Here is a 23,519-nt window from a genome sequence, read left to right as displayed (position 1 = left end):
CGGTCACAGCCCGAGCGCGGCCCCCACCTCGGCGCGCAGCCGGTCCAGCCGGTCGGCGGCACGCTGCCGGCGCGGACCCAGGTCGGCGGCAGCGGGGACCGGTTCGACCACCTCCAGGTAGCACTTCAGCTTCGGTTCGGTGCCGCTGGGGCGCACGATCACCCGGTCCCCGGCCTCGGTGGTCCACACCAGGGCGTCGGTGGGCGGCAGGTCCGCCGTGCCCTCGCTGAGGTCCTCTCGGCCGGTGACGGCGGAGCCCGCCAGGGTCTGCGGCGGTGCGTGGCGTAGGTGGTCCATCAGGCGGGGGATGTCCGCCAGGTCCTCCACCCGCACCGTGACCGGGGCGGTGGCGTGCACCCCGTGCTGGACGGCCAGCTCGTCCAGCAGGGCCTGCAGCGAGCCGCCGTCGGCTTTCACCCGGGCGGCCAGGCGCGCCAGCGCGACCGCCGCGGAGATGCCGTCCTTGTCCCGCACCGCCTCCGGGTCGGTGCAGTAGCCCAGCGCCTCCTCGTACCCGAACGCCAGGTGCGGTACCCGGCTGATCCACTTGAACCCGGTGAGCGTGACCTGGTGCTCCAGACCGTGCGCCGCGGCGATCGCGCCGAGCAGCCGCGAGGAGACGACCGAGCTGGCCAGCACTGTGCGGGCGTCGGTCGGTGTGCTGCCGATGGACAGCTGTCGGGCGGTGTCCTCGCCGAGCAGAGCACCCACCTCGTCCCCGGTGAGCTGCCGCCAGCCGCCCTCGGCCGCCGGGTCCGGGATCGCCGCCGAGCAGCGGTCCGCATCCGGGTCGTTGGCGATCACCAGGTCGGCCGAGACCTGCTGGGCCAGGTGCAGCGCCAGGTCCAGGGCACCGGGCTCCTCCGGGTTCGGGAAGGTCACCGTGGGGAAGTCCGGGTCCGGGTCAGCCTGCTCGGGCACCGGGTGCACATCCGGGAAGCCGGCCCGGCGCAGCGCTTCCAGCGCCACCGCACTGCCGACACCGTGCATCGCGGTGTGCACGATCCGCAGGTCCGCTGCTGCGGCCCCCTGACCGGCCGCGCGGGCCAGGTAGCCCTCGATGATCTCCTCGTCCAGGACCGTACGTACCCCCCTGGAACCTTCCGCGTCCGCGGCCGAACGCGGCACCGCGGCCACCGACTCCACGGCGGCGATCCGGGCGGCGATCTGCTCGTCGTGCGGCGGCACGATCTGCGCGCCCTGCCCGGCGTCGGTGACCACCCGGCCACCCAGGTACACCTTGTACCCGTTGTCCGCGGCCGGGTTGTGCGAGGCGGTGACCATCACCCCGGCGTCGGCGTTCATCACCCGCAGCGCATAGGCGAGCACCGGGGTGGGCAGCGGGCCGGGCAGCAGCCACGCGCGGCCACCGGCCGCGGCGACCACGTCCGCCGTGTCACTGGCGAACTCGGCCGAGCGGTACCGGGCGTCGTAGCCGATCACCACCACCGGCGCCACCCCCTCGCCGAGCACGTCGGTGAGGTAGCGGAGGAGTCCGGCGGCCGCGCGGATGACCACCGCCCGGTTCATCCGGTGCGGTCCGCCGCCCAGCCGGCCGCGCAGCCCGGCGGTGCCGAACGTCAACGGGCCGGAGAACCGGTCCGCGAGCTCGCTGCGGGCCTCCCCGGCCGCCTGCTCGTCGGTGCCGGTGGCGGCCTGCAGCAGCTCGGTGAGCTCAGCGGCGGTGCGCGGGTCCGGGTCGTCGTCGATCCAGGTGCGCACCTGACCCAGCAGGTCAGCCATCGGAGAGCTCCCTGCGGACGATCTCGGCCAGCAGAGCGCTGATCCGCGGCCCGGCGGACTGACCTGCCTCGATCACCTCGGCGTGCGAGAGCGGTTCCGGGGAGATCCCGGCAGCCAGGTTCGTCACCAGCGAGATACCCAGCACCTCCAGGCCCGCGTGCCGGGCGGCGATCGCCTCCAGCGTGGTGGACATGCCCACCAGGTCCCCACCGAGGCGCCGCACCATCTGCACCTCCGCCGGAGTCTCGTAGTGCGGTCCGGGGAGCTGGGTGTACACCCCCTCGGGAAGGTTAGGGTCCACCTGCCGGGCCAGCGCCCGCAGCCGCGGTGAGTACAGGTCGGTCAGGTCCACGAACGTGGCCCCCTCCAGCGGGGAGGTGCCGGTGAGGTTGAGGTGGTCGCCGATCAGCACCGGTGTGCCGGCCGGCCACTCGGTGCGCAGCCCGCCGCAGCCGTTGGTGAGCACCACGACCCCGGCGCCGGCAGCGGCAGCGGTGCGCACCCCGTGCGCGACCGCGCGCACGCCCTTGCCCTCGTAGTAGTGCGTCCGGGCGCCGATGATCAGCGCATGGCGAGCTCCGCCGTCGACCTCGATCCGGATCGACCGGAGCGTACCCGCATGACCAGGAACACCGGAGGCACTGAACCCGGGCACATCGTCGGCGGGTAGCTGCCCCACCTGCTCACCGAGCAGGTCGGCCGCCCCACCCCAGCCGGAGCCGAGCACCAGGGCGATGTCGTGCCGGGGCACACCGGTGCGCTCTGCGATGGTCGCGGCGGCCGCGCGGGCAGCGTCGAACGGGTCAGCAGGAGCATCGAGCAATGTGTTCACACCCGCGAACCTACCTCTGGACTCGCTGCGATGTGGACGGGACCGGCACAATGGCAGCCGTGACCAGCACTCCTTCAGTTCCGGTGACCGCAGACCAGCACACGACCGTCGGCGCTTCCAGCACCCGCGGCGGCTCCCGCGTGGTGATCATCGGCGGCGGGCCCGGCGGGTACGAAGCCGCTCTGGTCGCCGCCCAGCTCGGTGCCGCCGTCACTGTGGTGGAGCGGCAAGGCGTGGGCGGCTCCGCGGTGCTCACCGATGTGGTGCCGTCCAAGACGCTGATCGCCACCGCCGAGTGGATGACGCTCACGGAGAGCGCCGGCGACCTGGGCATCCGGCCCCGTGGGGAGTCCGACGCCTCCTTCGAGGCCGACTTCGCCACGGTCGACGCGCGGGTGCTGCGCCTGGCCCGGGCGCAGAGCCGGGACATCCATGCCAAGCTGGAGCGCGAAGGGGTGCAGGTGATCGACGGCACCGGCCGGCTGGCCAGCCCCGCGCAGGTGGCCGTGCAGACCGCTGACGGCCAGCAGCTGACGCTGGACGCGGACGTGGTGCTGCTGGCCACCGGCGCCCGCCCGCGGGTGATCCCCACCGCCCAGCCGGACGGTGAACGCATCCTGAACTGGACCCAGCTGTATGAGCTGACCGAGATCCCGGAACGTCTGATCGTGGTCGGATCCGGGGTGACCGGGGCGGAGTTCGCCGGCGCCTACCGCGGCCTGGGTGCCGAGGTCGTGCTGGTCTCCAGCCGGGACCGGGTGCTGCCCGGGGAGGACTCCGACGCCGCCGACCTGATCGAAGCAGTGTTCAAGCGCCGCGGCATGCAGGTGCTCTCCCGCTCCCGGGCGGCAGCGGCCCGCCGCACCGAGACCGGGGTGGAGGTCGAGCTCACCGACGGGCGGGTGGTCACCGGCTCGCACTGCCTGATCGCGGTCGGTGGGGTGCCGAACACCGAGGACCTCGGCCTGGCCGAGGCCGGGGTGGCCACCACGGAGTCCGGGCACATCCACACCGACCGGGTCTCCCGCACCACCGTGCGCGGGGTGTACGCCGCCGGCGACTGCACCGGGGTGCACGCACTCGCCTCCGTGGCCGCGATGCAGGGCCGGATCGCGATGTGGCACGCCCTGGGTGACGCGGTCGCCCCGCTGGACCTGAGCCAGGTGTCGGCGAACGTGTTCACCGCCCCGGAGATCGCCACAGTGGGCATCTCGGAGCAACAGATCACCTCCGGGGAGGTGCGCGGTGAGGTCGTCACCCTGCCGCTGGCGCGGAACCCGCGGGCGAAGATGCTCGGCATCCGGGAGGGGTTCATCAAGCTGTTCTCCCACCGCGCCTCCGGGGTGGTGCTCGGTGGGGTGGTGGTGGCCCCGCGCGCCAGCGAGCTGATCTTCCCGATCACCCTGGCGATCAGCAACCGGCTGACCGTGGACCAGGTGTCGAACGCGTTCACCGTGTACCCGTCGCTGTCCGGGTCGATCGCCGAAGCCTCCCGGTTGCTGCACGATGCCCGCGGCTGAACACCCCTTCCCGTGGCCGGTACCGGTGCTCGGGCTGCTCGGCGTGGCCGGTCTGGTGGTCGGCTGGCTGCACGGTGTGGTGCCGTGGTACCTCGGTGCTGTGCTGGTCGGCCTGGCGGGGCTGGTCGCTGCGGCGCGGTGGAGCCGGTGGCTGTACCCGGTGGTGCTCGTGCTGGTGGTGGCGCTCGCGGCGGTGCCCACGTTGCTGGTCCCCCAGTCCGACGCCGGACCGCAGCTGGCTACCGGTGATGTGCGGGTGAGCGTCTCCGACGAGGCACTGGTGACCCTGGAGCAGGACCGGGGTGAGAGCACCCTGACCGCTTGGTCGCGCAGTGACGGACAGCAGCTCTGGACGCTCACCGAGGAGGCCGCCGAGCCCACCGACAGCTCCTTCCCGCTGCCGCTGGTGCTCGACGAGCTGGTGATCGTCGGGGACCTGCGCGCACCCAACCGGGTGGACGGCTGGCCCACGCTGGGGGCGGTGGACCTGACCACCGGGGCACAGCTGTGGCGCTCGGAGGTGACCGGTCAGGTGCTCGGCCACCACGCCGGTGTGCTGGTGGTGGCCACACCGGAGCAGATGATGGACGAGCTGGGCCCGGGCACGGTCCGTGGCCTGGACGCCCGCACCGGGGAGGTGCTCTGGACCGAGGAGGGGGTGCTGCCCACGGCGGGGGTGCCGATGGTCGCCACCGGCTCCGACGGGTTCCGCTGGGGCGCCTACGTCGAGGTGGCGGACCTTCCGCTGCTCGCCCTGCGCGAGGTCACCGACGACGGTCCCGAGCGGGGTGCGCAGCTGCTCGACCCGACCACCGGGGCACGGCTCGCGCAGCTGCCGGTCGCCGCTGCCGGTCGAGTCATGGTGCTGGCCGACCAGGTGGTGCTCGTCCACGACCAGGCGGACAGCTACCAGGTGACCGGTCACGACACCACCGGCCAGCAGCTCTGGCGTACCGAGGTGGACGGTGACGCCCCGGACCTGAGGGGGCTGGATGCCCACCTGTCCGGAGCGGTGCTCACCGCGGGGGAGCGGGTGCTGCTGGACCACGCCGGTGCCGCCCTGGACCTGCGCACCGGCGAGATCGTCGACTACCCGGTGCGGGCGGTACCTGCCAGCACCGAAGACATCCTGGTCGGCGCGCACTACGCGGTGACCACCGCCGTCACCGACTCCGGCTACTTCGCCGTGCTGGACCTGGCCGCCGGGCAGGTGCAGGCGGTGCCGCCGGAGCTGGGCGGCAGCGACCGCCCGGACGCGTTCTACGGCGGCGAGGACGGCGTGCTGCTGTACACCGACGTGCTGGAGCGACCGTTCGGGCGCACCGAGTGCCGGGTGCGGGCACTGGCGGTGAGCACGATGGCGATCACCGAGCACCGGCTGGGCGAGTGCACCGATCCGGCCCCGGTCACGTTCTGGGGCGATGTGCCGATGGTCAGGACCGAGGCCGGCTGGCTGCTGCTCGGCGACCTGTAGGGCGCTCAGCGCAGCCGTGCGGCCAGCTACCCTCTAAGGATGCCCCGACCCCCGACGCTGCCTGACCCGCGTGCGGTGGACGTCGTCGCCCTCACCCGGGCACTGTGCGACCAGCCCAGCGTCAGCGGGCAGGAGCGCACGCTGGCCGACGCGATGGAGGCGCTGCTGCGCAGCGCCGAGCACCTGCAGGTGCACCGGGACGGGGACACGGTGCTGGCGCGCACCGAGCTCGGCCGGGACCGTCGGGTGGTGGTCGCCGGACACCTGGACACGGTGCCGGTGACCGGCAACCTGCCCACCCGGCTGCGCACCGAGGAGCACGGCGAGGTGCTGTGCGGCCGGGGCACCGTGGACATGAAGGGCGGGGTGGCGATGGCGTTGCACACCGCCATCACCCTGCCCGACCCGGCCGTGGACGTCACCTGGGTGTACTACGACAACGAGGAGGTCGAGGCGGACAAGAACGGCCTGGGCCGTATCGCCCGGAACCATCCGGACTGGCTCGCCGGCGACTTCGCCGTGCTCGGTGAACCCACCGCCGGGGGGATCGAGGGCGGCTGCAACGGCACCCTGCGCGCCGAGGTACGCACCTGCGGCACCACCGCCCACTCCGCCCGCGCCTGGATGGGGCACAACGCCATCCACGACGCCGCCGAGGTGCTCACCCGGCTCGCCGGCTACGTCCCCGCCGAGGTGCACGTGGACGGCCTCGGCTACCGCGAGGGGCTGAACGCTGTAGGCATCACCGGCGGGATCGCCACCAACATGATCCCCGACGAGTGCGTGGTCACCGTGAACTACCGGTTCGCCCCCTCGGTCAGCGTGGCCGAGGCGCTGGCGCACGTGCGCGAGGTGTGCCACGGCTTCGACGTCACCCTCATCGACTCCGCTGCCGGCGCCCGGCCCGGGCTGGACGACCCGCTCGCCCAGGAGTTCTCTGCCGCCGTCACCGCGGTGACCGGCGGTCGGCCGGGCCCCAAGTACGGGTGGACCGACGTGGCCCGGTTCGCCGAGCTGGGCATCCCGGCGGTGAACTTCGGCCCCGGCGACCCGTCCCTGGCGCACGCCGACGACGAACGCGTCCCCACCGCACAGATCCGCTCCTGCACGACAGCCCTGCGTGCCTGGCTGGCCGGAGCACGTCCGCAGGCACCCACCGAGGAAGGCGAACGCGATGACCGCTGACGAGAACGGCCGGCCGCCAGCCCGGCGCACCGACTACCTGCGCGGACCGGTGCGCCTGCGCGGCAAGCTCATCCCGGACAAGACCACCGACGAGCAGCTTCTGGAGCCCGGGCAGGCGGCCGACTGGCTGCACTCCGACCCGTGGCGGGTACTGCGCATCCAGTCGGAGTTCGTCGAAGGCTTCGGCGCCCTGGCCGAGCTCGGCCGGGCGATCAGCGTGTTCGGCTCGGCCCGGATCACCGCCGGCGAGCCGGAGTACGAGCAGGCCGTGCAGGTCGCCCGGCACATCGTCGCCCGCGACCACGCGGTGATCACCGGTGGCGGACCGGGCATCATGGAGGCAGCGAACAAGGGGGCCGCCGAGGGCGGCGGGGTGTCCGTGGGCCTGGGCATCGAGCTGCCGTTCGAGCAGGGCATGAACGAGTACGTGGACCTGGGCGTCAACTTCCGTTACTTCTTCGCCCGGAAGACGATGTTCGTCAAGTACGCCCAGGGGTTCATCGTGCTGCCCGGCGGGTACGGCACCCTGGACGAGCTGTTCGAGGCGCTCACCCTGGTGCAGACCCGGAAGGTGAAGGAGTTCCCGATCGTGCTGCTGGGCACCGAGTTCTGGGGCGGCCTGCTGGACTGGCTGCGCAGCACGCTCGCCGGTCGTGGCACCATCTCACCGCACGACCTGGACCTGGTGCACCTGACCGACGACCCGGCCGAGGCGGTGCAGGTGGTCATCGAGGCCAACCGGTCCCGACGTCGGGAGGAGATGGCTGCCGCTGCCGATGCCGCCGCCGAGGCTGGGCGCGGAGGACCGGAGTAGACCGGTGGGCTGGGTCACCGAAGTCACCTGGATGCTGCTCGCGGTGGTGGCCGGTGTGCTGCTGGTCGCCGGCCTGGTCTCCACCGGCCGCATCAGCGCTCATCTGCCACCACCCAGCCGCGCTCGGGCGCGGCGGGAGGAGGCGACTTTGGAACCCTCGCGCGGCTCTGGCATAGAATGGGGCGAGCAGAGCGTCTCAACCGAACAGATCAGGGAGCATGCCCATGGCCGCCATGAAGCCCAGGACGGGTGACGGACCCCTCGAGGTCACCAAGGAGGGCCGTGGGATCATCATGCGCGTGCCGCTCGAAGGTGGCGGACGACTGGTCGTCGAGCTGAACCCGAACGAGGCGAGCGAGCTGAGCACTGCACTGAACGCCGTCGCCGGCTGACCGGCCGCCGGACCGGCTCACATCAGGGACGAGGTCAACCGCATCAGGTTGTCCAACCACTGTTCCCGGCGGGGCCGGTCCAGCCACTCCTGCAGACCGAGCAGCCGGGAGGAGGCACGGTAGTCGTCCTCCACCCGGCGCAGGTCGTCCACGAGCGACCGCCCGACCACCAGCACCATCAGCTCCATGTGCAGGCTCAAGGAGCGCACGTCCATGTTGCTGGTGCCGATGATCGCCACGTCCTCGTCCAGGCTCAGGTGCTTGGCGTGCAGCACCGTGGGTGCCCGGTACAGGTAGATCTTCACCCCGGCACGCAGCAGCTCCTCGTAGTAGGAACGCTGCGCGTGGTAGACCATGAGCTGGTCGCTGGCCTCGGCCACGAACAGCTCCACGTCCAGCCCCCGGGACGCGGCCGTGACCAGCGCCTTCTGCACGGTCTCGTCCGGCACGTAGTACGGGCTGGTCACGCTCACCCGGCGGCGGGCGTTGTGGATCGCCGCGGTGAACAGCTTGAGGTTGTTGTCGTTCTCGAAGCTCGGCCCGCTGGGCAGCACCTGCGCGTCCAACAGGCCGTCGGCCGGTGCGGGCACCGCCGGCGGGGCCAGGCTGAGGAGCTCGTCGGTCTCGCTGTACCAGTCGGTGACGAACACAGCGTCCAGCTCCCGCACCACCGGCCCTTGCACCCGCATCATCAGCTCCCGCCAGTGCAACCCCTGCCGCAGCGCCTTGCGCTTGTGGTAGTGCTCGGCGATCAGGTTCATCGACCCGGTGTGCCCGATCCGCCCGTCCACCACGACCAGCTTGCGGTGGTTGCGCAGGTCTAGCCGCCGACCGGCGCGGACCGGGCTGAGCGGCAGCATGGCGCGCAGCTCGGCACCCATCTGCGCCAGCACGGCGGCCGTCTCCCGGCGGCGCGGGTAGGTGAGCTGGGACAGGTGGTCGACCAGCACCCGGACGGTCACCCCCCGCTGGCGGGCCCGGGCCAGGGCGGCGAAGAACGGGGCGGTGGTCTCGTCGTGCACCAGGATGAAGAACTCCACGTGCACGTAGCTGTGGGCCCGGTCCACGTCAGCGGCCATCCGGGCGATCATCTCCTCGTAGGAGAGCAGCAGCTCGACGGTGTTTCCCGGCACCATCGGCAACGCCCCCAGCTGCCGGTTCATCCGCACCAGCGTGGGCAACCAACCCGGCCAGCTGTCCCGGTCCGGTACGGCGGCCAGGTCCTTGCGGTCGAGCAGGTGGTCGGTGACGAACTGCTGCTTGGCCCGGCGGTCGGCGGGCAGCCGGGCGGTGCCGATCAGCAGGTAGGCCACCACCCCCAGCAGCGGCACGAAGATCATCACCAGCAACCACGCCAGCGCCGCCGTCGGCTTGCGGCCTACAGAGACGGACACCGCCATCGCCGCGACCAGCACCACGTGCACGAGGTACAGCGCGGCGAGGGCGACGTCGGCAGCTGACATCGCCGGTCAGCGGGTGATGGCCACCAGCAGCCCGCCGCCCACCGGTAGCAGCGACGGCACCAGGTTCTCGTCCTCGCGCACGCTGCGGCCCAGCTCGCGCATGGCCACGGTGAGCTCGTCCCGGCGCGCGGGATCGGCCACCCGGTCGTGCCAGAGCGCCTCGGCGACCACCAGCATCCCACCACGGCGCAGCATCCGCACCGCCTGCTCGGCGTAGTCGCTGGTCTCGCTCGGCTCGGCGTCCAGGAACACCAGGTCGTAGGCGGAGTCGGCCAGCCGCGGCAGCACGTCCAGCGCTCGACCGGAGATGGTGCGCGTGCGGGTGGAACGGATCCCTGCGTCGGCGAACGCCTCCTTCGCCGCCCGCTGGTGCTCCACCTCCACGTCGATCGTGGTGAGCACCCCGTCGGGGGCCATCCCCTCCAGCAGCCACAGCGCGGAGACGCCGGTGCCGGTGCCGACCTCGGCCACCGCCCGGGCGTTGCTCGCGGCGGTGAGCATCCGCAGTGCGGCACCCACACCGACCGAGACAGCATCGATGCCGAACTCCTCGGCGCGGGCACGGGCGGTGCGCAGGGCGTCCGGTTCGGTGAGGAACTCTTCGGTGTACGCCCAGCTCAGGGCCTTGTCGGCAGCGATGGTGGGCCTCCAGGTCGGCTCGCAGACGGCGGGACTGCTCCGATGCTAGCGCCCAGGGCGCCGCACCGGGGGCAGGAGAGGTCGCACGACTCCCAGCAACCTCCCAGGTGCGCCGCCTACGATGAAGACCTGATGACTACCTCTGCCGCTGCGAACCACCCGTCTGCCGCCCCGACCTCGGCCGGGGATCCGGTCGCGGGCGACCGGGACTGGCAGCCGCCCAGCTGGGAGCAGATCGTCCGGGAGAACACCGACCGGGTGTACCGGCTCGCCTACCGTCTCACCGGCAACCGGGCCGATGCTGAGGACCTCACCCAGGAGGTGTTCGTGCGGGTGTTCCGATCTTTGGACTCCTACAGCCCGGGCACGTTCGCCGGCTGGTTGCACCGGATCACCACCAACCTGTTCCTGGACGGGCAGCGGCGGAAGAAGCGGATCCGGTTCGACGCGCTCGGCCCGGCGGTGGAACGGATCGCGGCCACCACCGACACCAGCTCCCCGGAGCGGCGCTACGAGCACGACAACCTGGACCGGGACATCCAGGAGGCGCTGGACTCGCTCAAGCCGCAGTACCGGGCCGCTGTGGTGCTCTGCGACATCGAGGGCCTCTCGTACGAGGAGATCGCCGAGGTGCTCGGCATCTCGATGGGCACTGTGCGCTCCCGCATCCACCGCGGGCGGGCCCAGCTGCGCACCAGGCTGGCGCACCGTTCCCCGCGGGTCATCGAGGCCCGCGGGTCCGCCGCCGCGTCTGCGGAGGTCGCCGGGTGAGCCATCTCGGACCGCTCGTCTCCCCGCTCGTGGACGGCCACCTGTCGCCGGCCAAGGCTGAGCGTGCCCGTGCTCACCTGGTGCACTGTGCCGGGTGCCGTGCCCAGGTGCAGGCCGAGCGGGCGCTGCGGGCCGCCGCTGCCCGGTCCACCGGGCAGGTGCGCGCCAGCGATGACCTCACCCGCCGGCTGCTTGCGCTGAACATGCCGGGCCAGTCCTCCGGGCCGCTGTCCAGCGGCTACCTGCCAGAGGAGACCACCCGGCCCCGCCCGCTGCGCAGCACCCGGTTGCGGGTGCTCTCCGGGGCGGTGGCCTCGATGGGGGTGTTCGCCGTGGCGCTGTTCGTGCTCGGTGGGCAGCAGCGCGAGGTGGACGACCTCACCCCGCTGGTCGCTCTCGGTGGGACGGCGGAGGGTGCGGTCGCCCCCAGTGCGGTGATCACCCCGGCATCCACCGGTGGTGAGGACCTCTCCGCGACCGTGCTGGACTGGATGAGCAGCAGCGGCTGGACTGCCCCGGCGCAGCTGCCCGCCGGGTTGTCCGTGCGGGACGTGCTGGTGCTGGACGACCCCGCAGGCCCGATCCTGCAGGTCGACCTGGCCGGCAGCAGCGGCAGCGTGCAGGTGATGGAGGCCCACGGCGTGCTGGACGAGTCGACCACTGCCCCGTTGGAGGCGGTGCGGGTCGCCGGGCACGATGTGTACCGGGTGGCCGACCACTGGTGGGTGTCCCAGTGCGGCACCTCGGTGGTCGCCGTCTCCTCCGGTGCGGATCCCACGGCGGCGCACGAGCTGATCGCCCAGATGCCGGCCGGGGTGGAGGACGGCGTGGTGGACCGGTTCGCGCACGGCCTGGACGTGCTCCTCGGTGGCGGCTGAGGAGGCTGGTAGCGCAGTGAGTACTCCGACCGACCCGGGCCAGGGCCCGTTCGCCCCGCCCTACCAGGTACCCAGCCACCCGCCTCAGGTGAGCGCACCTGCCCAGGAGGCTGCGCCGTCGCCGGACGGTGGAACCCACCCGGGCAGCACCCCTCCCGTGCCCGGTCCGGCCGGCCAGGTGCACCAGACCGGCCGGGAACCACGCCGCATCCTGCTTGCCGTGGCCGTGCCACTGATGGTGGTGTGCCTGCTGGCCGGGCTGCTGCTCGGGGTGCTCGGCTCGCCGTTGCTCACCACGGACCGGTCCGCCGAGCTGCCGCCCACCCAGGTCAGCCCCGGACCGGGCGGCTCCGCCGGGGCGGACCTGGATGAGGACTCGGTGGCGGCGATCGCGGCGGACGTGCTGCCCAGCACTGTCTACATCGAGGTGGCCGCCGGCCAGCAGAGCGGCAGCGGGAGCGGCTTCGTGCTCCGCGAGGACGGCTACATCGTCACCAACCAGCACGTGATCGCCGCTGCGCGCGGCAATGGTGGGCAGATCACTGTGGTGCTGGCCGACGGCAGCGAGGTGGAGGCGGAGGTCGTCGGCGCCAGCATGGACTACGACCTGGCCGTGCTGAAGGTGGACGCCGACGGGCTGCGCCCGCTGGTGCTCGGCGACTCCGACGGCCTGGTCGTCGGTGAACCAGTGGTGGCGATCGGTGCCCCGCTCGGCCTGGAGGGAACCGTCACCTCCGGGATCGTCAGCGCCCTGAACCGGCCGGTGAGCATCCCGGACCAGGCCGGCAGCACCTTCATCAACGCCATCCAGACCGATGCGGCGATCAACCCCGGCAACTCCGGCGGCCCGCTCGTGAACGCGGCCGGCGAGGTGATCGGCGTGAACTCCGCGATCGCCAGCCTCGCCACCGCCGGGCAGGCCGGCAGCGTGGGGCTGGGGTTCGCGATCCCGAGCAGCCAGGTGCGCCGCACCAGCGAGCAGCTGATCGAGACCGGTCAGGCCACCTATCCGGTGATCGGTGCGCTGTTGGACGGCAGCTACACCGGAGAAGGGGTGCAGGTGGTCACCGCGGACGACGCCACCGACACCCCGGCGATCACCCCGGGAGGCCCGGCCGAGGCGGCCGGCCTGCAACCGGGGGACGTGATCGTGGCGATCGACGGTGACCCGGTCACCAACCCGGACGAGCTGATCGTGCGGATCCGGGCCCACTCACCGGGGGACGTGGTCACGTTGACCGTGCGGGACGGGGACGAGGACACCGACGTGCCGGTCACCCTGGGGGAGTCCGAGAGCCGGTGACGGTCCCCGGCACACCCCGGCTCAGATTAGGCTGGGGCGCATGAACGGCGCTGAGATCATCATCATCCTGGTGCTGATCACCATCGTCGTCGGTCCGCAGCGGCTGCCCGAGTACGCCGAACAGCTGGCCCGGCTGGTGCGCACCCTGCGGGACATGGCCCGCGGCGCCACCCAGACGATCAAGGACGAGCTCGGCCCGGAGGCTGCCGACCTGGACTTCTCCAAGCTGGACCCGCGCCAGTACGACCCGCGCCGCATCGTGCGCGACGCGCTCATGGAAGACCTGTCCCCGACGAGCAAGTCCGCCGGTTCTTCCAGACGCAGCAGCAGCACGAAGACCAGCAGCAGCGCCTCGGGTGCGGGTGCCGTCGGTGCCGCAGCGGCCGGTACTGCTGCCGCAGCCGCCTCCGGGCAGACGAGCGGTGCGCAGGATGTAGCGGCCAGCGCGGAGGACACGCCAGCCATCGAGGAGGACCCGCTGGCCCACGGCGCCCCGTTCGACGACGAGGCCACCTGAGGCTCCGCCGTCGAACCGGCGCCGGTGCGGCGGCGCCGCTCAGCCGACCGGGGAGATCGCCAGCTTCTTGCCCGCCAGCCCGCGGGACCGGTGGCCGAGCGTGCTGGCCACCGAACGCAGCACCCGCGCCGCCTCCGAGGTCTCGTCGGCCGTGCTGACCAGCGGCTCACCGGCGTCCGAACCCTCGCGCAGCGCCACCTCCAGCGGCACCTGCCCGAGCAGCGGCACCGGGGTACCCAGCGCCTCGGTGAGAGCATCGGCCACCCGCTGCCCGCCGCCGGAGCCGAACAGCTCCAGCCGGGACCCGTCCGGCTGGGTGAGCCAGGACATGTTCTCGATCACCCCGGCGACCTTCTGGTTCGTGGCCTTGGACATCGACCCGGCCCGCTCGGCCACCTCGGCGGCCGCCAGCTGCGGGGTGGTGACCACCAGCAGCTCCGCGTCCGGGAGCATCTGCGCCACGGAGATCGCGATGTCCCCGGTGCCCGGCGGCAGGTCCAGCAGCAGCACGTCCAGGTCGCCCCAGAACACGTCGGCGAGGAACTGCTGCAGCGCGCGGTGCAGCATCGGTCCCCGCCACACCACAGCCCGGCCCGGATCGGTGAACATCCCGATAGAGATCACCTTCACCTCACCGGCGACCGGCGGGAGGATCATGTCGTCCACCTTGGTCGGCGGCAGGGTGACCCCGAGCATCCGGGGCAGGGAGAAGCCGTACACGTCCGCGTCCACCACACCGACCTTCAGACCGTCGGCGGCCATCGCCGCGGCCAGGTTCGCGGTGACGCTGGACTTGCCCACACCCCCCTTGCCGGAGGCGACGGCGAACACCCGGGTGAGGTTGTCCGGCTGGGTGAACGGGATCACCGGTTCGGCGATGCCGCCGCGCAGCTTGGTGCGCAGCGCTGTACGCTCCTCATCGGTCATCACCGTCATCGAGACTGACGCGCGGGCCACTCCCTCGACCCCCTCGGCGGCCTTGGTCACGTCCCGGGTGATCGTGTCCTTCAACGGACAGCCAGCAGTGGTCAGGGCGATGTTCACGGTCACCACGGCGCCGTCCGGAGAGTCGGCGGCCTCCACACCGCGGACCATGTCCAGGTCGGTGATCGGCCGCCTGATCTCCGGGTCGAGCACTGCGGTCAGCGCTTCGTGCACACGATCGATCAACTCAGCCATGTTCCGAGTCTAAGCCGAGCGGCCAGGCGCGGGCCGGGCGGGGGTTGTGGCCTCGGACACCTACGACTGGCTGGTCGTGGTGGCCGGCTCCTCCGCCCGGTCGGCCTGCAGCTCCTCCAGCAGGGACCGCAGCTCGCTGCGCACGAAGTCGCGGGTGGCCACGTCCCCGATCGCCAACCGTAGCGCCGCGACCTCCCGGGCCAGGTACTCGGTGTCGGCGAGGTTGCGCTCCGCCCGCTGCCGGTCCTGCTCGGCCGCCACCCGGTCCCGGTCGGCCTGCCGGTCCTGGGCGAGCAGGATCAGCGGTGCCGAGTAGGACGCCTGCAGCGACAGCATCAACGTGAGCAACGTGAAGTTCAGCGCCCGCGGGTCGAACTGCACCTCCTGAGGGGCGAGCGTGTTCCAGGCGAGCCAGACGGCGCAGAAGATGGTCATGTAGATGAGGAACCGGGGCGTGCCGATGAACCGGGCGATCGCCTCGGCGAGCTTGCCGAAGGCATCCTTGTTCCTCGGCCTGCGGGGCAGCCATCGGCGGCGGCTGCGCAGGGGGGTGTCGAGCCGGTCAGACACGCTGTGCTCCCATCGCCTGGTCGGTCACCTCGTCGTCCGCCTCCCGCCAGTCCTCCGGCAGCAGGTGGTCGAGCACGTCGTCCACGCTCACCGCCCCCAGCAGCCGGCGCTCGGTGTCCACCACCGGCAGCGCGGTGAGGTTGTAGGTGGCCAGCAGCCGGGTGACCTTGCCGATCACGTCGTGCGGGTCCACTGGTTCCACACCGGAGTCCAGCAGCGTGCCGATCGCCTCGTGCGGTGGTTCGCGCAGCATCCGCTGCAGGTGCACCACACCCAGCAACCGGCCGGTGGGGGTCTCCAGCGGTGGGCGCACCACGAACACCATCGCCGCGAGCGCCGGGGTCACGTCCTTGCGCCGGGCGTGCGCCAGTGCGGTGGCCACCGTGGCCTCCGGCGGCAGGATGACCGGTTCGGTGGTCATCAGCCCGCCGGCGGTGTGCTCGTCGTAGACCAGCAGCCGGCGCACGTCCTCGGCCTCCTCCGGCTCCATCTGCGCGAGCAGCTCGGAGGCCCGCTGCACCGGTAGCTCGGAGACCAGGTCGGCGGCGTCGTCCGGCTGCATCACGTCCAGCACCCGCGCGGCCCGCTCGGTGTCCAGCGAGGAGACGATCATCACCCGGTCCTCCTCACCGAGCTCCTCGAGCACGTCGGCCAGGCGTTCGTCCCGCAGCGCAGCCGCCACCTCCACCCGTCGTTGGGCGGGCAGGTCGTGCAGCACGTCGGCCAGGTCCGCCGGTTTCAGGTCGGTCATCGTGGCCAGCAGCGCGGTCGCTCCCTGTTGGGCGGTGGTCGGTGCCAACCCGAGCGCCTCGCTGACGTCGATGGTCAGGTGCTCGCCGCGGCGCAGCAGCCCGGCACGGGTGCCGGTGCGGCGCACGAACAGCTTGGTCACCAACCAGTCCCGGTTGCGCTGCTGCTCCAGCGCGACGTCCTGGATCGTCGCTGTGCTGCCGTCCTCCCGCAACCGGACCTCCCGGTCCAGCAGCTCGCCGAGCACCAGCGTCTCGGCGGCCCGCTGGGAGAACCGGCGGATGTTCATCAGACCGGTGGTGATCACCGCACCGGCGTCGATCGACGTCACCCGGGACAGCGGCAGGAACACCCGGCGCCGGCCCGGTACCTCCACCACCAGGCCCACAGCCCGTGGTGCCTGCCGCACCCGGAGCAGCACCACCACGTCGTGCACCCGGCCCACCTGGTCACCGAGCGGGTCGAAGACCCCGGTGCCGGCGAGGCGGGCCACGTAGATCCGGCCGGTCGCAGAGCTCACCTGGTCAGCCTATGCCAGCAGCCCGGCCCGCACCCGGGCACCGGGCGGCGGGATGACACCACCCCAGCGGTAGGCAAGAATGGAGCCATGTCAGCGATGCGCCCGACCGACCCGCGCGCGGGGCTGCAGCCCCGCGGTGATGAGATCGCCTCCTACCGCACCTACCTGGAGGCGCAGCGTGCGGTGGACTTCCTCGCCGACAAGGAGTTCGAGGTGAACGCCGTGACCATCGTGGGGACCGAGCTGAAGATGGTGGAACGGATCACCGGTCGGCGCACCTATCCCAGCGTCGCCGGTCGCGGCGCGGCCTCCGGGGCCTATTTCGGGTTCTTCATCGGGCTGCTGCTGTTCCTGATGGGCGGCACGCTGCTCGAGGTGCTGCTGCCGGCGCTGCTCGTCGGTGCTGGCGCCGGCATGCTGTTCGCGGTGATCGCCTATGCGATGAGCGGCGGCAAGCGGGACTTCACCTCCACCTCCCAGGTGGTGGCCGGGGCTTTCTCCGTGCTCTGCCTGACCGAGAAGGCCGACGAGGCCCGGCGGTTGCTCACCGAGCTGCCGGGCGGCCCGAGCCAGCCGGAGGGCTCCGGCGGCTTCGGCGGGTTCGGCCGCTGATCCCGGTCAGCCGGTCCGTTCGGCCACGGCGAACCCGTCCTCGTCGAGCACCTCGATGAACTGTGCTCCGGGGAACTTGTCCGTTGCGTAGTCGACCACGTCCTGTGGCGGGTTCCCGCCGTACACACCAGAGTGGCGGTTGACCACCACGTAGTCCGGGACCGGGTTGCCCTCGTTGCCCACCCAGTACACCTGCGCCCGCGGTGCCAGGTACGCCATCAACGTGATGTCCGTGGCGACCACCCCGCCCTCGGGGACGAGGGCCAACGCCGCGTGCGCTCCGCCGTCCTGCGCGGACGGACGATAGCTGCGCGCCTCGGCCAGGTCCGCCAGCGGGAAGTGCGTGCTCACCGCGAGACTCGTCGCGACCAGACCGGCGGCCACCCAACGCGACCGCGCCCGCAGGACCGGCAGCAGCCGCAGTGCGTCCACGAGCGCGAGGAACACCACCGGCATCAGTACGGCTGAGTAGTGCCACTGCAGCGACCAGTGGTAGGGCACGTCCGAGGTGAGCCGCCAGGCGAACGTGGGCACGGTGATCAGCTCGATCGGGCTGCGCAGCGCGAGGAACCCGGTGATCGCAAGCACCGCCAGCACCAGCAGCAGCTTCGCCCCGGCCCCGGCGAGCAGCACGTTCACCGCCTGTCCCGGGTCGCTGAGCAGCACAGCCAGGATCGAGTCGTCCGCGTACGCCCACACCCCGTCCGGGTTCAACGCCGGCAGGATGACGTTCGTGGTGAGCCAGAAAGCGACCAGCCCACCGGCTACCAGGCTGCCGCCGAGCCGCCGGCTGCCGCGGACCAGCAGCACCACCCCGACGGCGGCGACGGTCAGCCCCATCGTCTCCTTGACCAACACGGTCGGTGCCACCCACAGTGCCGCTGCCCGGTGGTCGTGGCGCACCAGCGCAGCACAGCAGGCGGCCAGCAGCGGCACCGCCAGCGCAACCTCGTGGAACTGCGCGGCCACCGCCGACTGCAACCCCCAGGACAGCCCGTACGCCAGCCCGATGCCCGCCCCGGTGACCGTACTCAGGTGCCGGGCCGCGCAGGCGGTCACGATCACCACGCTGATGCCCACCAGCACGTCCTGGACCACCAGCAGGGTCAGCCCCGAGGGAAACAGCCGGTACACCGGCGCCAGCACCGCCAGCAGCGGGTGGAAGTGGTCGCCGAGGATCATGAAGCCCTCGCCCTTGATCGTCACCACCGGCGCCTGCAGCTCGGAGTACCTGCGCAGCACCTGGGTGAAGATGCCCAGGTCCCAGGACGGCACCTCGAACCGGTGCCACTGCCGCAGCGAGAACACCGTGTACAGGGCGGTCACCAGCGCCCCGACCGCACCAGCGACCACCAGCCGGGTGCGCCGGTCCCCCTCAGGTGCTTGCCACCCAGCGGCCGCAGACCCGACGGTCGGTGACCCGGACCGGGTCACCGGAGCGAGGCCATCCACGCCTCCACGTCCTCCGGGCGGCGGGGGAGTGCAGCCGACAGGTTCTCCACCCCGGTCGCGGTGACCAGCACGTCGTCCTCGATCCGTACCCCGATGCCCCGGTACTCCTCCGGTACGGCCAGGTCGTCGGCCTTGAAGTACAGGCCTGGCTCGATGGTGAACACCATCCCGGGCACCAGCTCGGCGTCCAGGTACATCTCCCGGCGCGCCTGGGCGCAGTCGTGCACGTCCAGGCCGAGGTGGTGGCTGGTGCCGTGCGGCATCCACCGGCGGTGCTGCTGTCCCTCGGGGGAGACCGCCTCCTCGACGCTCACCGGCAGCAGCCCCCAGGAGTGCAACCGCTCGGCGAGCACCCGCAGCGCTGTGGTGTGCACCTCCCGGAACCGCACGCCCGGGCGGGCGAAGGCGAATGCGGCGTCGGCGGCGTCCAGCACGGCGGTGTACACCCGCCGCTGCACCTCGGTGAACGTGCCGTCGACCGGCAGGGTGCGGGTGACGTCCGCGGTGTACAGCGAGTCCACCTCCACCCCGGCGTCCAGCAGCACCAGCTCACCGCGGTGCACCTGCCCGTCGTTGCGGATCCAGTGCAGCGTGGTGGCGTGGTCGCCGGCAGCGGCGATGGTGTCGTAGCCGATGCCATTGCCCTCCTCCCGGGCGCGGGCGCCGAACGCTCCCTCGATCACGCGTTCTCCCCGGGGATGGTCGGCGGCGCGGTCCAGCTCGCGCACGACGTCGGCGAACCCGGCGATCGTGGCCGCCACCGCCTCCCGCAGCTGGGCCACCTCCCAGTCGTCCTTCACCAGGCGCAGCTCCGAGAGGGCCTCGGCCAGGGCTGCGTCCTCCTCCTCGCGGGCACCCTGGCGGATCTCGTCCACGACGGCGCAGATCGCCTCGTCCGCCTCCCGCACCACCCGTAGGGGAACCTGGGGAGCGTCCTTGGCGAGCTCGTCGCGCAGCGAGTCGATGTGCGCACAGCGCAGCCCGGTGCGGGTCTCGATCTCCTCCAGCGTGGGTCGGGCGCCCACCCAGAACTCCCCGTACCGGGCGTCGGCGTAGAACTCCTCGGTGTCCCGGCCGGCCAGGGGCCGGAAGTACAGCACTGCCTCGTGCCCGCCGTCCTCGACCGGGTGCAGCACCAGCACCGCGTCCGGCTCCTCGTCGGTACCCAGCCCGGTCAGGTGAGCGAACGCCGAGTGCGGGCGGAACCGGTAGTCGGTGTCGTTGGAACGCACCTTCAGCGGACCCGCCGGGACCACCAGCCGCTCCCCGGCGAAAGCGGCGCTGATCGCGGCCCGGCGGCGCTCGGTGTGGTCGGCGACCGGCTCACGGGTGGCTGCTGGGCCGCTGCGCGGGGCCCAGTCGGCGGCGATGAAGTCCCGGAACGCCTGGGAGTCCGGGCGCTGGGAGCGGTTCGAACCGCGGTCGGCCAGGTCCTGGGTGTCCTCGGCACCTCCGGCCGCGCCGGCGGCGGGATCGCGGGGTGCAGGAGGCTCAGATGCAGTGGTCACCATGGTCCTATCGTCTCAAACGCTGATCGTCTCAGGAACCGGACACTGCCCGATACCCTGGGTGATCGTGCGCATCGACCTGCACACGCACTCGCGCGTGTCCGACGGAACCCAGACGCCGGCCGAGCTGGTGGCCGAGGCACGCCGCGCGGGCCTGGACGTGCTGGCCCTCACCGACCACGACACCACCGCCGGCTGGGCAGAGGCGGCGGCCGCTGCCCGCAGCGAGGGTGTGGCGCTGGTGCGCGGCACCGAGGTGTCCTGCACCGCCAGCGGGATCAGCGTGCACCTGCTCAGCTATCTGCACGACCCCCACGATGCTGCCCTGGCGGAGCTGCTCACCCGGTCGCGGACCTCCCGGGACGGGCGTGCCCGGGCGATGGTGGACCGGCTGGCGGTCGACTTCGACGTCACCTGGGCGGAGGTCGCTGCGCAGGCCGGTGCGGGGGCCACGATCGGGCGCCCGCACATCGCCGACGTGCTGGTGGCCCGCGGGTACGCCGCAGACCGGGCGGGTGCGTTCGCCACCATGCTCGCCCCTACCGGGCCCTACTACGTGCGCTACCACGCCCCGGAGGTGGCCGAGGCGGTGGGACTGGTGCTGGCTGCCGGCGGAGTGCCGGTGTTCGCGCACCCGCGCGCCAGCTCCCGGGGCCGGGTGGTCAGCGAGCAGGTGATCCGTGACCTGGCCGACGCTGGGCTGGTCGGCCTGGAGGTGGACCACCGGGACCACACCGAGGCGGACAAGGCCTGGCTGCGGGACCTGGCGGCCGGGCTCGGGCTGCTGGTCACCGGCTCCAGCGACTATCACGGTGCCGGCAAGCCGAACCGGCTCGGGGAATACACCACCACGCCGGAGGTGCTGGCCGAGATCGCCGACCGGGGTCGGATCGAGGTGGTGCGCTGATGGCGGCGGTGATCGACGGCACCCTGTTCCTGACCACGTTCCTCACCTTGTTCGTGATCATGGATCCGGCAGGCACGGTACCGGTGTTCCTGGCGCTGACCTCCACGATGACCGCCAAGCAGCGGGCCCGGGCGGCGATCCAGGCGGTCGCGGTGGCGTTCGGGGTGATCGTCGCCTTCGTGCTGTTCGGGAAGTACATCCTGACCTTCCTCGGCATCTCCGTACCGGCGCTGCAGGCCTCCGGCGGTCTGCTCCTGCTGCTGGTGGCCATGGACCTGCTCACCGGCAAGGCCGAAGAGCCCTCCGCGAGCGGGAAGGTGAACGTGGCGCTGGTACCGCTGGGCACACCGCTGCTCGCCGGGCCAGGTGCGATCGTGGCCGCGATGCTCGCCGTGCAGTCCTCCGGCGGCACCGTGGCGGGCTGGGTGGCGATCATCCTGGCGATCGTGGCGGTGCACGTGTGCCTGTTCCTGGCGATGCGGTTCTCGGTGATCGTGCACCGGGTGCTCGGGGAGGGTGGCACCACGCTGGTCACCCGGATCGCTGGTCTGCTGCTGGCTGCGATCGCGGTGCAGCTCATCGCCGACGCGGTGCGCGCCTTCATCCTCGGCGGCTGAGGCGCACCGCACCGCACCGGCAGAGGCCTGTCTGAGGTCGGCGGCGCGGTCTGAGGGCCTCAGCGACAGCCGAGCCCACTGCTCAGAACGCCTGCGCTACCTGAGATGATCGTGCCGCTGCGGTCACTCGCTGCTGGGGCGCTCCACCGGCCTGCCGCCACGGGTGCGGCGACGCCGCCGGCGACGGCGCTGACCGCCGCCCTCGCCGCCCTGTGCGCGGGAGCCAGACCGCTCGCCGGCATCGCGGCCACCGCTGCTGCGACCCCCACCAGCACCGCCGCGGCCACCACGGCCACGGCGTCCGCCACCAGCACCGCCGCGGCCAGCGCGACCACCACCGGTGGATCGCTGCCCGGTCTCGCCGATGTCCTCGATCTCCTCAGCGTCCAGCCCAGCGCGGGTGCGCTCGGACCGGGGCAGCCGACCGGTGACGTTCTCGGCGATGTTCAGGTCCGAGTACACGTGCGGGGAGGAGGAGTAGGTCTCTGCCGGCTCGCCCAGACCGAGGTCCAGGGTGCGGTCGATGAGCAGCCAGCGGGGGACGTCGTCCCAGTCGACGAAGGTGATCGCGGTGCCGGTGTTGCCGGCGCGGCCGGTGCGCCCGATGCGGTGCACGTAGGTCTTCTCGTCCTCCGGGCACTGGTAGTTGATCACGTGCGTGACGTCGTCGATGTCGATGCCGCGGGCGGCGACGTCAGTAGCCACCAGCACGTCCACCTTGCCGTGCCGGAACGCGCGCAACGCTTGCTCTCGAGCCCCTTGACCGAGGTCTCCGTGGATCGCCGCTGCGGCGAACCCGCGATCGTTCAGCTCATCGGCGACCTTCGCGCAGGTGCGCTTGGTACGGGCGAACACGATGGTCAGCCCGCGCCCTGCGGCCTGCAGGATCCGGGAGAGCAGCTCCACCTTGTCCATCGCGTGCGCGCGGTAGGCGAGCTGGCGGGTGGTGGCCAGGGTGGCACCGTCGTCGCCGGGGTCCTGGGCGCGGATGTGGGTGGGCCGGGACATGTAGCGGCGCGCCATCGCTACGACCGGACCCGGCATCGTCGCCGAGAACAGCATCGTGTTCCGACTGCCCGGGGTGGCCGCGAGCAAGGTCTCCACGTCCGGGAGGAACCCGAGGTCGAGCATCTCGTCGGCCTCGTCGAGCACCACGGTGCGCACGTGCCGCAGCTGCAGGTGCCCCTGCTTGAGCAGGTCGATCATCCGACCTGGAGTCCCGACCACGACCTCCACACCGCGCTCCAGCGCTTCGATCTGCGGCTCGTAGGCGCGTCCGCCGTACACCTGCAGCACGCGGACGTTGCGCCGACGGGAGGCGGTGGCCAGGTCCCCAGCCACCTGCACGGCCAGCTCTCGGGTGGGCACCACCACCAGCGCCTGCGGCTTGCCGGCGGTGGGGAAGGCGTCCCAGCCCTCTTCCCCGGGGGCGATGATCTCCTGCAGCAGCGGGATGCCGAAGCCGAGCGTCTTCCCGGTGCCGGTCTTCGCCTGGCCGATGATGTCCCGGCCCTGCAAGGCTACCGGCAGGGTGAGCGCCTGGATCGGGAACGGGTGGGTGATGCCCACGTCTGCCAAGGACTGCACGGTCTCGGCGCGGACTCCGAAGTCCGCGAACGACTGCGGCTCCTCGGCGCGCAGGTCGTCCACCGGTCCGGAGTCGACGGTGTCGGCGACGACGTCGTCGAGCTTCTCGGCAGTAGTCTGTGTCGATTCGGTCACTGAATCCCTGTTCGGTTGCGGCGATGCTGCCGTGCGGCTCCCGCGCACGCGGAGCGGGGCAGGACAGCTCGCCTGGTCGTGGTAGCCGATCGCAGAGATGTCGTTGCCGGCGCGAGCCGACGAGTACCGCGTGATCTACCGTTCCTTCGGG

General features: G+C 72.1%; 23 protein-coding genes. 13 read left to right on the top strand and 10 right to left on the bottom strand.

What is annotated here, in order from left to right; all coding sequences use genetic code 11:
* Window positions 1-3: 3 nt before the first annotated feature.
* Both K338_RS0107825 and K338_RS21235 read right to left on the bottom strand, forming a co-directional pair.
* Entirely contained in the window at window positions 4-1,743 is a 1,740-nt protein-coding gene (locus tag K338_RS0107825; protein ID WP_022917622.1) for a phospho-sugar mutase, read from the bottom strand.
* Complete coding sequence (locus K338_RS21235) at window positions 1,736-2,575, bottom strand: purine-nucleoside phosphorylase (RefSeq protein WP_022917621.1); 840 nt, start codon at window positions 2,573-2,575, stop codon at window positions 1,736-1,738. Before K338_RS21235 ends, K338_RS0107825 begins: the two co-directional genes overlap by 8 nt.
* Before the next feature lie 50 nt (window positions 2,576-2,625).
* Between K338_RS21235 and K338_RS21230 the strand changes: the two genes are divergently transcribed.
* From K338_RS21230 to K338_RS25055, 6 genes are read left to right on the top strand one after another with little or no spacing between them, the layout of a single operon-like run.
* A complete protein-coding gene (locus K338_RS21230) occupies window positions 2,626-4,095 on the top strand; it encodes an NAD(P)H-quinone dehydrogenase (protein ID WP_040653323.1) in 1,470 nt (489 codons plus the stop codon).
* Entirely contained in the window at window positions 4,082-5,569 is a 1,488-nt protein-coding gene (locus K338_RS0107810; RefSeq protein ID WP_022917619.1) for an outer membrane protein assembly factor BamB family protein, read from the top strand. Before K338_RS21230 ends, K338_RS0107810 begins: the two co-directional genes overlap by 14 nt.
* 39 nt (window positions 5,570-5,608) lie before the next feature.
* Window positions 5,609-6,754 (top strand): succinyl-diaminopimelate desuccinylase, encoded by a 1,146-nt coding sequence (gene dapE, locus K338_RS21225; RefSeq protein ID WP_051154710.1) that lies wholly within the window; start codon window positions 5,609-5,611, stop codon window positions 6,752-6,754.
* A complete protein-coding gene (locus tag K338_RS0107800; protein WP_022917617.1) occupies window positions 6,744-7,568 on the top strand; it encodes an LOG family protein in 825 nt (274 codons plus the stop codon). Before dapE ends, K338_RS0107800 begins: the two co-directional genes overlap by 11 nt.
* A gap of 4 nt (window positions 7,569-7,572) precedes the next feature.
* A complete protein-coding gene (locus K338_RS0107795; RefSeq protein ID WP_157612312.1) occupies window positions 7,573-7,821 on the top strand; it encodes a hypothetical protein in 249 nt (82 codons plus the stop codon).
* Window positions 7,793-7,960, top strand: a complete 168-nt coding sequence (locus tag K338_RS25055; protein WP_022917615.1) for a DUF3117 domain-containing protein — start codon at window positions 7,793-7,795, stop codon at window positions 7,958-7,960. The genes K338_RS0107795 and K338_RS25055 overlap by 29 nt, the downstream gene beginning before the upstream one ends.
* Before the next feature lie 17 nt (window positions 7,961-7,977).
* On the opposite strand, the gene cls is transcribed toward K338_RS25055, so the two are convergent.
* Window positions 7,978-9,423: a cardiolipin synthase gene (cls, locus tag K338_RS0107785; protein ID WP_022917614.1), complete on the bottom strand. Its 1,446-nt coding sequence runs from the start codon at window positions 9,421-9,423 to the stop codon at window positions 7,978-7,980.
* Between the two features lie 6 nt (window positions 9,424-9,429).
* Window positions 9,430-9,999, bottom strand: a complete 570-nt coding sequence (locus K338_RS0107780) for an O-methyltransferase (protein ID WP_425413829.1) — start codon at window positions 9,997-9,999, stop codon at window positions 9,430-9,432.
* A 195-nt stretch (window positions 10,000-10,194) separates the two neighbouring features.
* Here K338_RS0107780 and sigE point away from each other — a divergent pair, with 195 nt between their 5' ends.
* Genes sigE through K338_RS0107755 form a run of 4 tightly spaced genes read left to right on the top strand, consistent with a single transcriptional unit; the run spans window position 10,195 to window position 13,531 of the window.
* Window positions 10,195-10,833 carry an RNA polymerase sigma factor SigE gene (sigE, locus tag K338_RS0107770; protein WP_022917612.1) on the top strand — a complete coding sequence of 213 codons (639 nt, stop codon included), beginning with the start codon at window positions 10,195-10,197 and terminating at the stop codon, window positions 10,831-10,833.
* Window positions 10,830-11,711 (top strand): zf-HC2 domain-containing protein, encoded by an 882-nt coding sequence (locus tag K338_RS25965; protein WP_022917611.1) that lies wholly within the window; start codon window positions 10,830-10,832, stop codon window positions 11,709-11,711. Before sigE ends, K338_RS25965 begins: the two co-directional genes overlap by 4 nt.
* A 16-nt stretch (window positions 11,712-11,727) precedes the next feature.
* Window positions 11,728-13,014 (top strand): S1C family serine protease, encoded by a 1,287-nt coding sequence (locus K338_RS21215; RefSeq protein ID WP_245542918.1) that lies wholly within the window; start codon window positions 11,728-11,730, stop codon window positions 13,012-13,014.
* Window positions 13,015-13,054: 40 nt separating this feature from the next.
* The gene (locus K338_RS0107755) at window positions 13,055-13,531 is read left to right on the top strand and encodes a twin-arginine translocase TatA/TatE family subunit (protein WP_022917609.1); all 477 of its coding nucleotides are present in this window, start codon (window positions 13,055-13,057) and stop codon (window positions 13,529-13,531) included.
* A 39-nt stretch (window positions 13,532-13,570) separates the two neighbouring features.
* Here K338_RS0107755 and K338_RS0107750 read toward each other — a convergent pair whose 3' ends face one another.
* From K338_RS0107750 to K338_RS0107740, 3 genes are read right to left on the bottom strand one after another with little or no spacing between them, the layout of a single operon-like run.
* Complete coding sequence (locus K338_RS0107750) at window positions 13,571-14,710, bottom strand: P-loop NTPase (protein WP_027286574.1); 1,140 nt, start codon at window positions 14,708-14,710, stop codon at window positions 13,571-13,573.
* A gap of 60 nt (window positions 14,711-14,770) precedes the next feature.
* The gene (locus K338_RS21210; RefSeq protein ID WP_022917607.1) at window positions 14,771-15,280 is read right to left on the bottom strand and encodes a DUF1003 domain-containing protein; all 510 of its coding nucleotides are present in this window, start codon (window positions 15,278-15,280) and stop codon (window positions 14,771-14,773) included.
* Complete coding sequence (locus K338_RS0107740) at window positions 15,273-16,550, bottom strand: magnesium transporter MgtE N-terminal domain-containing protein (RefSeq protein ID WP_022917606.1); 1,278 nt, start codon at window positions 16,548-16,550, stop codon at window positions 15,273-15,275. Before K338_RS0107740 ends, K338_RS21210 begins: the two co-directional genes overlap by 8 nt.
* A gap of 87 nt (window positions 16,551-16,637) precedes the next feature.
* Between K338_RS0107740 and K338_RS21205 the strand changes: the two genes are divergently transcribed.
* Complete coding sequence (locus tag K338_RS21205) at window positions 16,638-17,162, top strand: YflT domain-containing protein (protein WP_022917605.1); 525 nt, start codon at window positions 16,638-16,640, stop codon at window positions 17,160-17,162.
* A gap of 6 nt (window positions 17,163-17,168) precedes the next feature.
* Here the strand turns inward: K338_RS21205 and K338_RS21200 are convergent, their stop codons facing one another.
* A complete protein-coding gene (locus K338_RS21200) occupies window positions 17,169-18,614 on the bottom strand; it encodes a DUF2079 domain-containing protein (RefSeq protein WP_022917604.1) in 1,446 nt (481 codons plus the stop codon).
* Window positions 18,593-20,125: an aminopeptidase P family protein gene (locus K338_RS21195; RefSeq protein WP_022917603.1), complete on the bottom strand. Its 1,533-nt coding sequence runs from the start codon at window positions 20,123-20,125 to the stop codon at window positions 18,593-18,595. The genes K338_RS21200 and K338_RS21195 overlap by 22 nt, the downstream gene beginning before the upstream one ends.
* Before the next feature lie 64 nt (window positions 20,126-20,189).
* Here K338_RS21195 and K338_RS0107720 point away from each other — a divergent pair, with 64 nt between their 5' ends.
* Window positions 20,190-21,029 (top strand): PHP domain-containing protein, encoded by an 840-nt coding sequence (locus K338_RS0107720; protein ID WP_027286573.1) that lies wholly within the window; start codon window positions 20,190-20,192, stop codon window positions 21,027-21,029.
* Window positions 21,029-21,646: a MarC family protein gene (locus K338_RS0107715; RefSeq protein ID WP_022917601.1), complete on the top strand. Its 618-nt coding sequence runs from the start codon at window positions 21,029-21,031 to the stop codon at window positions 21,644-21,646. Before K338_RS0107720 ends, K338_RS0107715 begins: the two co-directional genes overlap by 1 nt.
* Before the next feature lie 123 nt (window positions 21,647-21,769).
* Here the strand turns inward: K338_RS0107715 and K338_RS21190 are convergent, their stop codons facing one another.
* Complete coding sequence (locus K338_RS21190) at window positions 21,770-23,368, bottom strand: DEAD/DEAH box helicase (protein WP_022917600.1); 1,599 nt, start codon at window positions 23,366-23,368, stop codon at window positions 21,770-21,772.
* Window positions 23,369-23,519 lie beyond the last annotated feature (151 nt).

Origin of the sequence: Ruania albidiflava DSM 18029 (genome assembly GCF_000421225.1) — a bacterium.
GTDB lineage: Bacteria > Actinomycetota > Actinomycetes > Actinomycetales > Beutenbergiaceae > Ruania > Ruania albidiflava.
Note: the sequence above shows the minus strand (reverse complement) of the source record. Positions and strands in the feature narration are given on the sequence as shown.

What these genes read in the sequence shown, in the direction of transcription:
- K338_RS0107825 (WP_022917622.1), bottom strand. Translation starts at nt 1,743, where the DNA reads ATGGCTGACCTGCTGGGTCAGGTGCGCACCTGGATCGACGACGACCCG.
- K338_RS21230 (WP_040653323.1), top strand. Translation starts at nt 2,626, where the DNA reads ATGGCAGCCGTGACCAGCACTCCTTCAGTTCCGGTGACCGCAGACCAG.
- K338_RS0107810 (WP_022917619.1), top strand. Translation starts at nt 4,082, where the DNA reads ATGCCCGCGGCTGAACACCCCTTCCCGTGGCCGGTACCGGTGCTCGGG.
- dapE (WP_051154710.1), top strand. Translation starts at nt 5,609, where the DNA reads ATGCCCCGACCCCCGACGCTGCCTGACCCGCGTGCGGTGGACGTCGTC.
- K338_RS0107800 (WP_022917617.1), top strand. Translation starts at nt 6,744, where the DNA reads ATGACCGCTGACGAGAACGGCCGGCCGCCAGCCCGGCGCACCGACTAC.
- K338_RS25055 (WP_022917615.1), top strand. Translation starts at nt 7,793, where the DNA reads ATGGCCGCCATGAAGCCCAGGACGGGTGACGGACCCCTCGAGGTCACC.
- cls (WP_022917614.1), bottom strand. Translation starts at nt 9,423, where the DNA reads ATGTCAGCTGCCGACGTCGCCCTCGCCGCGCTGTACCTCGTGCACGTG.
- sigE (WP_022917612.1), top strand. Translation starts at nt 10,195, where the DNA reads ATGACTACCTCTGCCGCTGCGAACCACCCGTCTGCCGCCCCGACCTCG.
- K338_RS0107755 (WP_022917609.1), top strand. Translation starts at nt 13,055, where the DNA reads ATGAACGGCGCTGAGATCATCATCATCCTGGTGCTGATCACCATCGTC.
- K338_RS0107750 (WP_027286574.1), bottom strand. Translation starts at nt 14,710, where the DNA reads ATGGCTGAGTTGATCGATCGTGTGCACGAAGCGCTGACCGCAGTGCTC.
- K338_RS21205 (WP_022917605.1), top strand. Translation starts at nt 16,638, where the DNA reads ATGTCAGCGATGCGCCCGACCGACCCGCGCGCGGGGCTGCAGCCCCGC.
- K338_RS21195 (WP_022917603.1), bottom strand. Translation starts at nt 20,125, where the DNA reads ATGGTGACCACTGCATCTGAGCCTCCTGCACCCCGCGATCCCGCCGCC.
- K338_RS0107715 (WP_022917601.1), top strand. Translation starts at nt 21,029, where the DNA reads ATGGCGGCGGTGATCGACGGCACCCTGTTCCTGACCACGTTCCTCACC.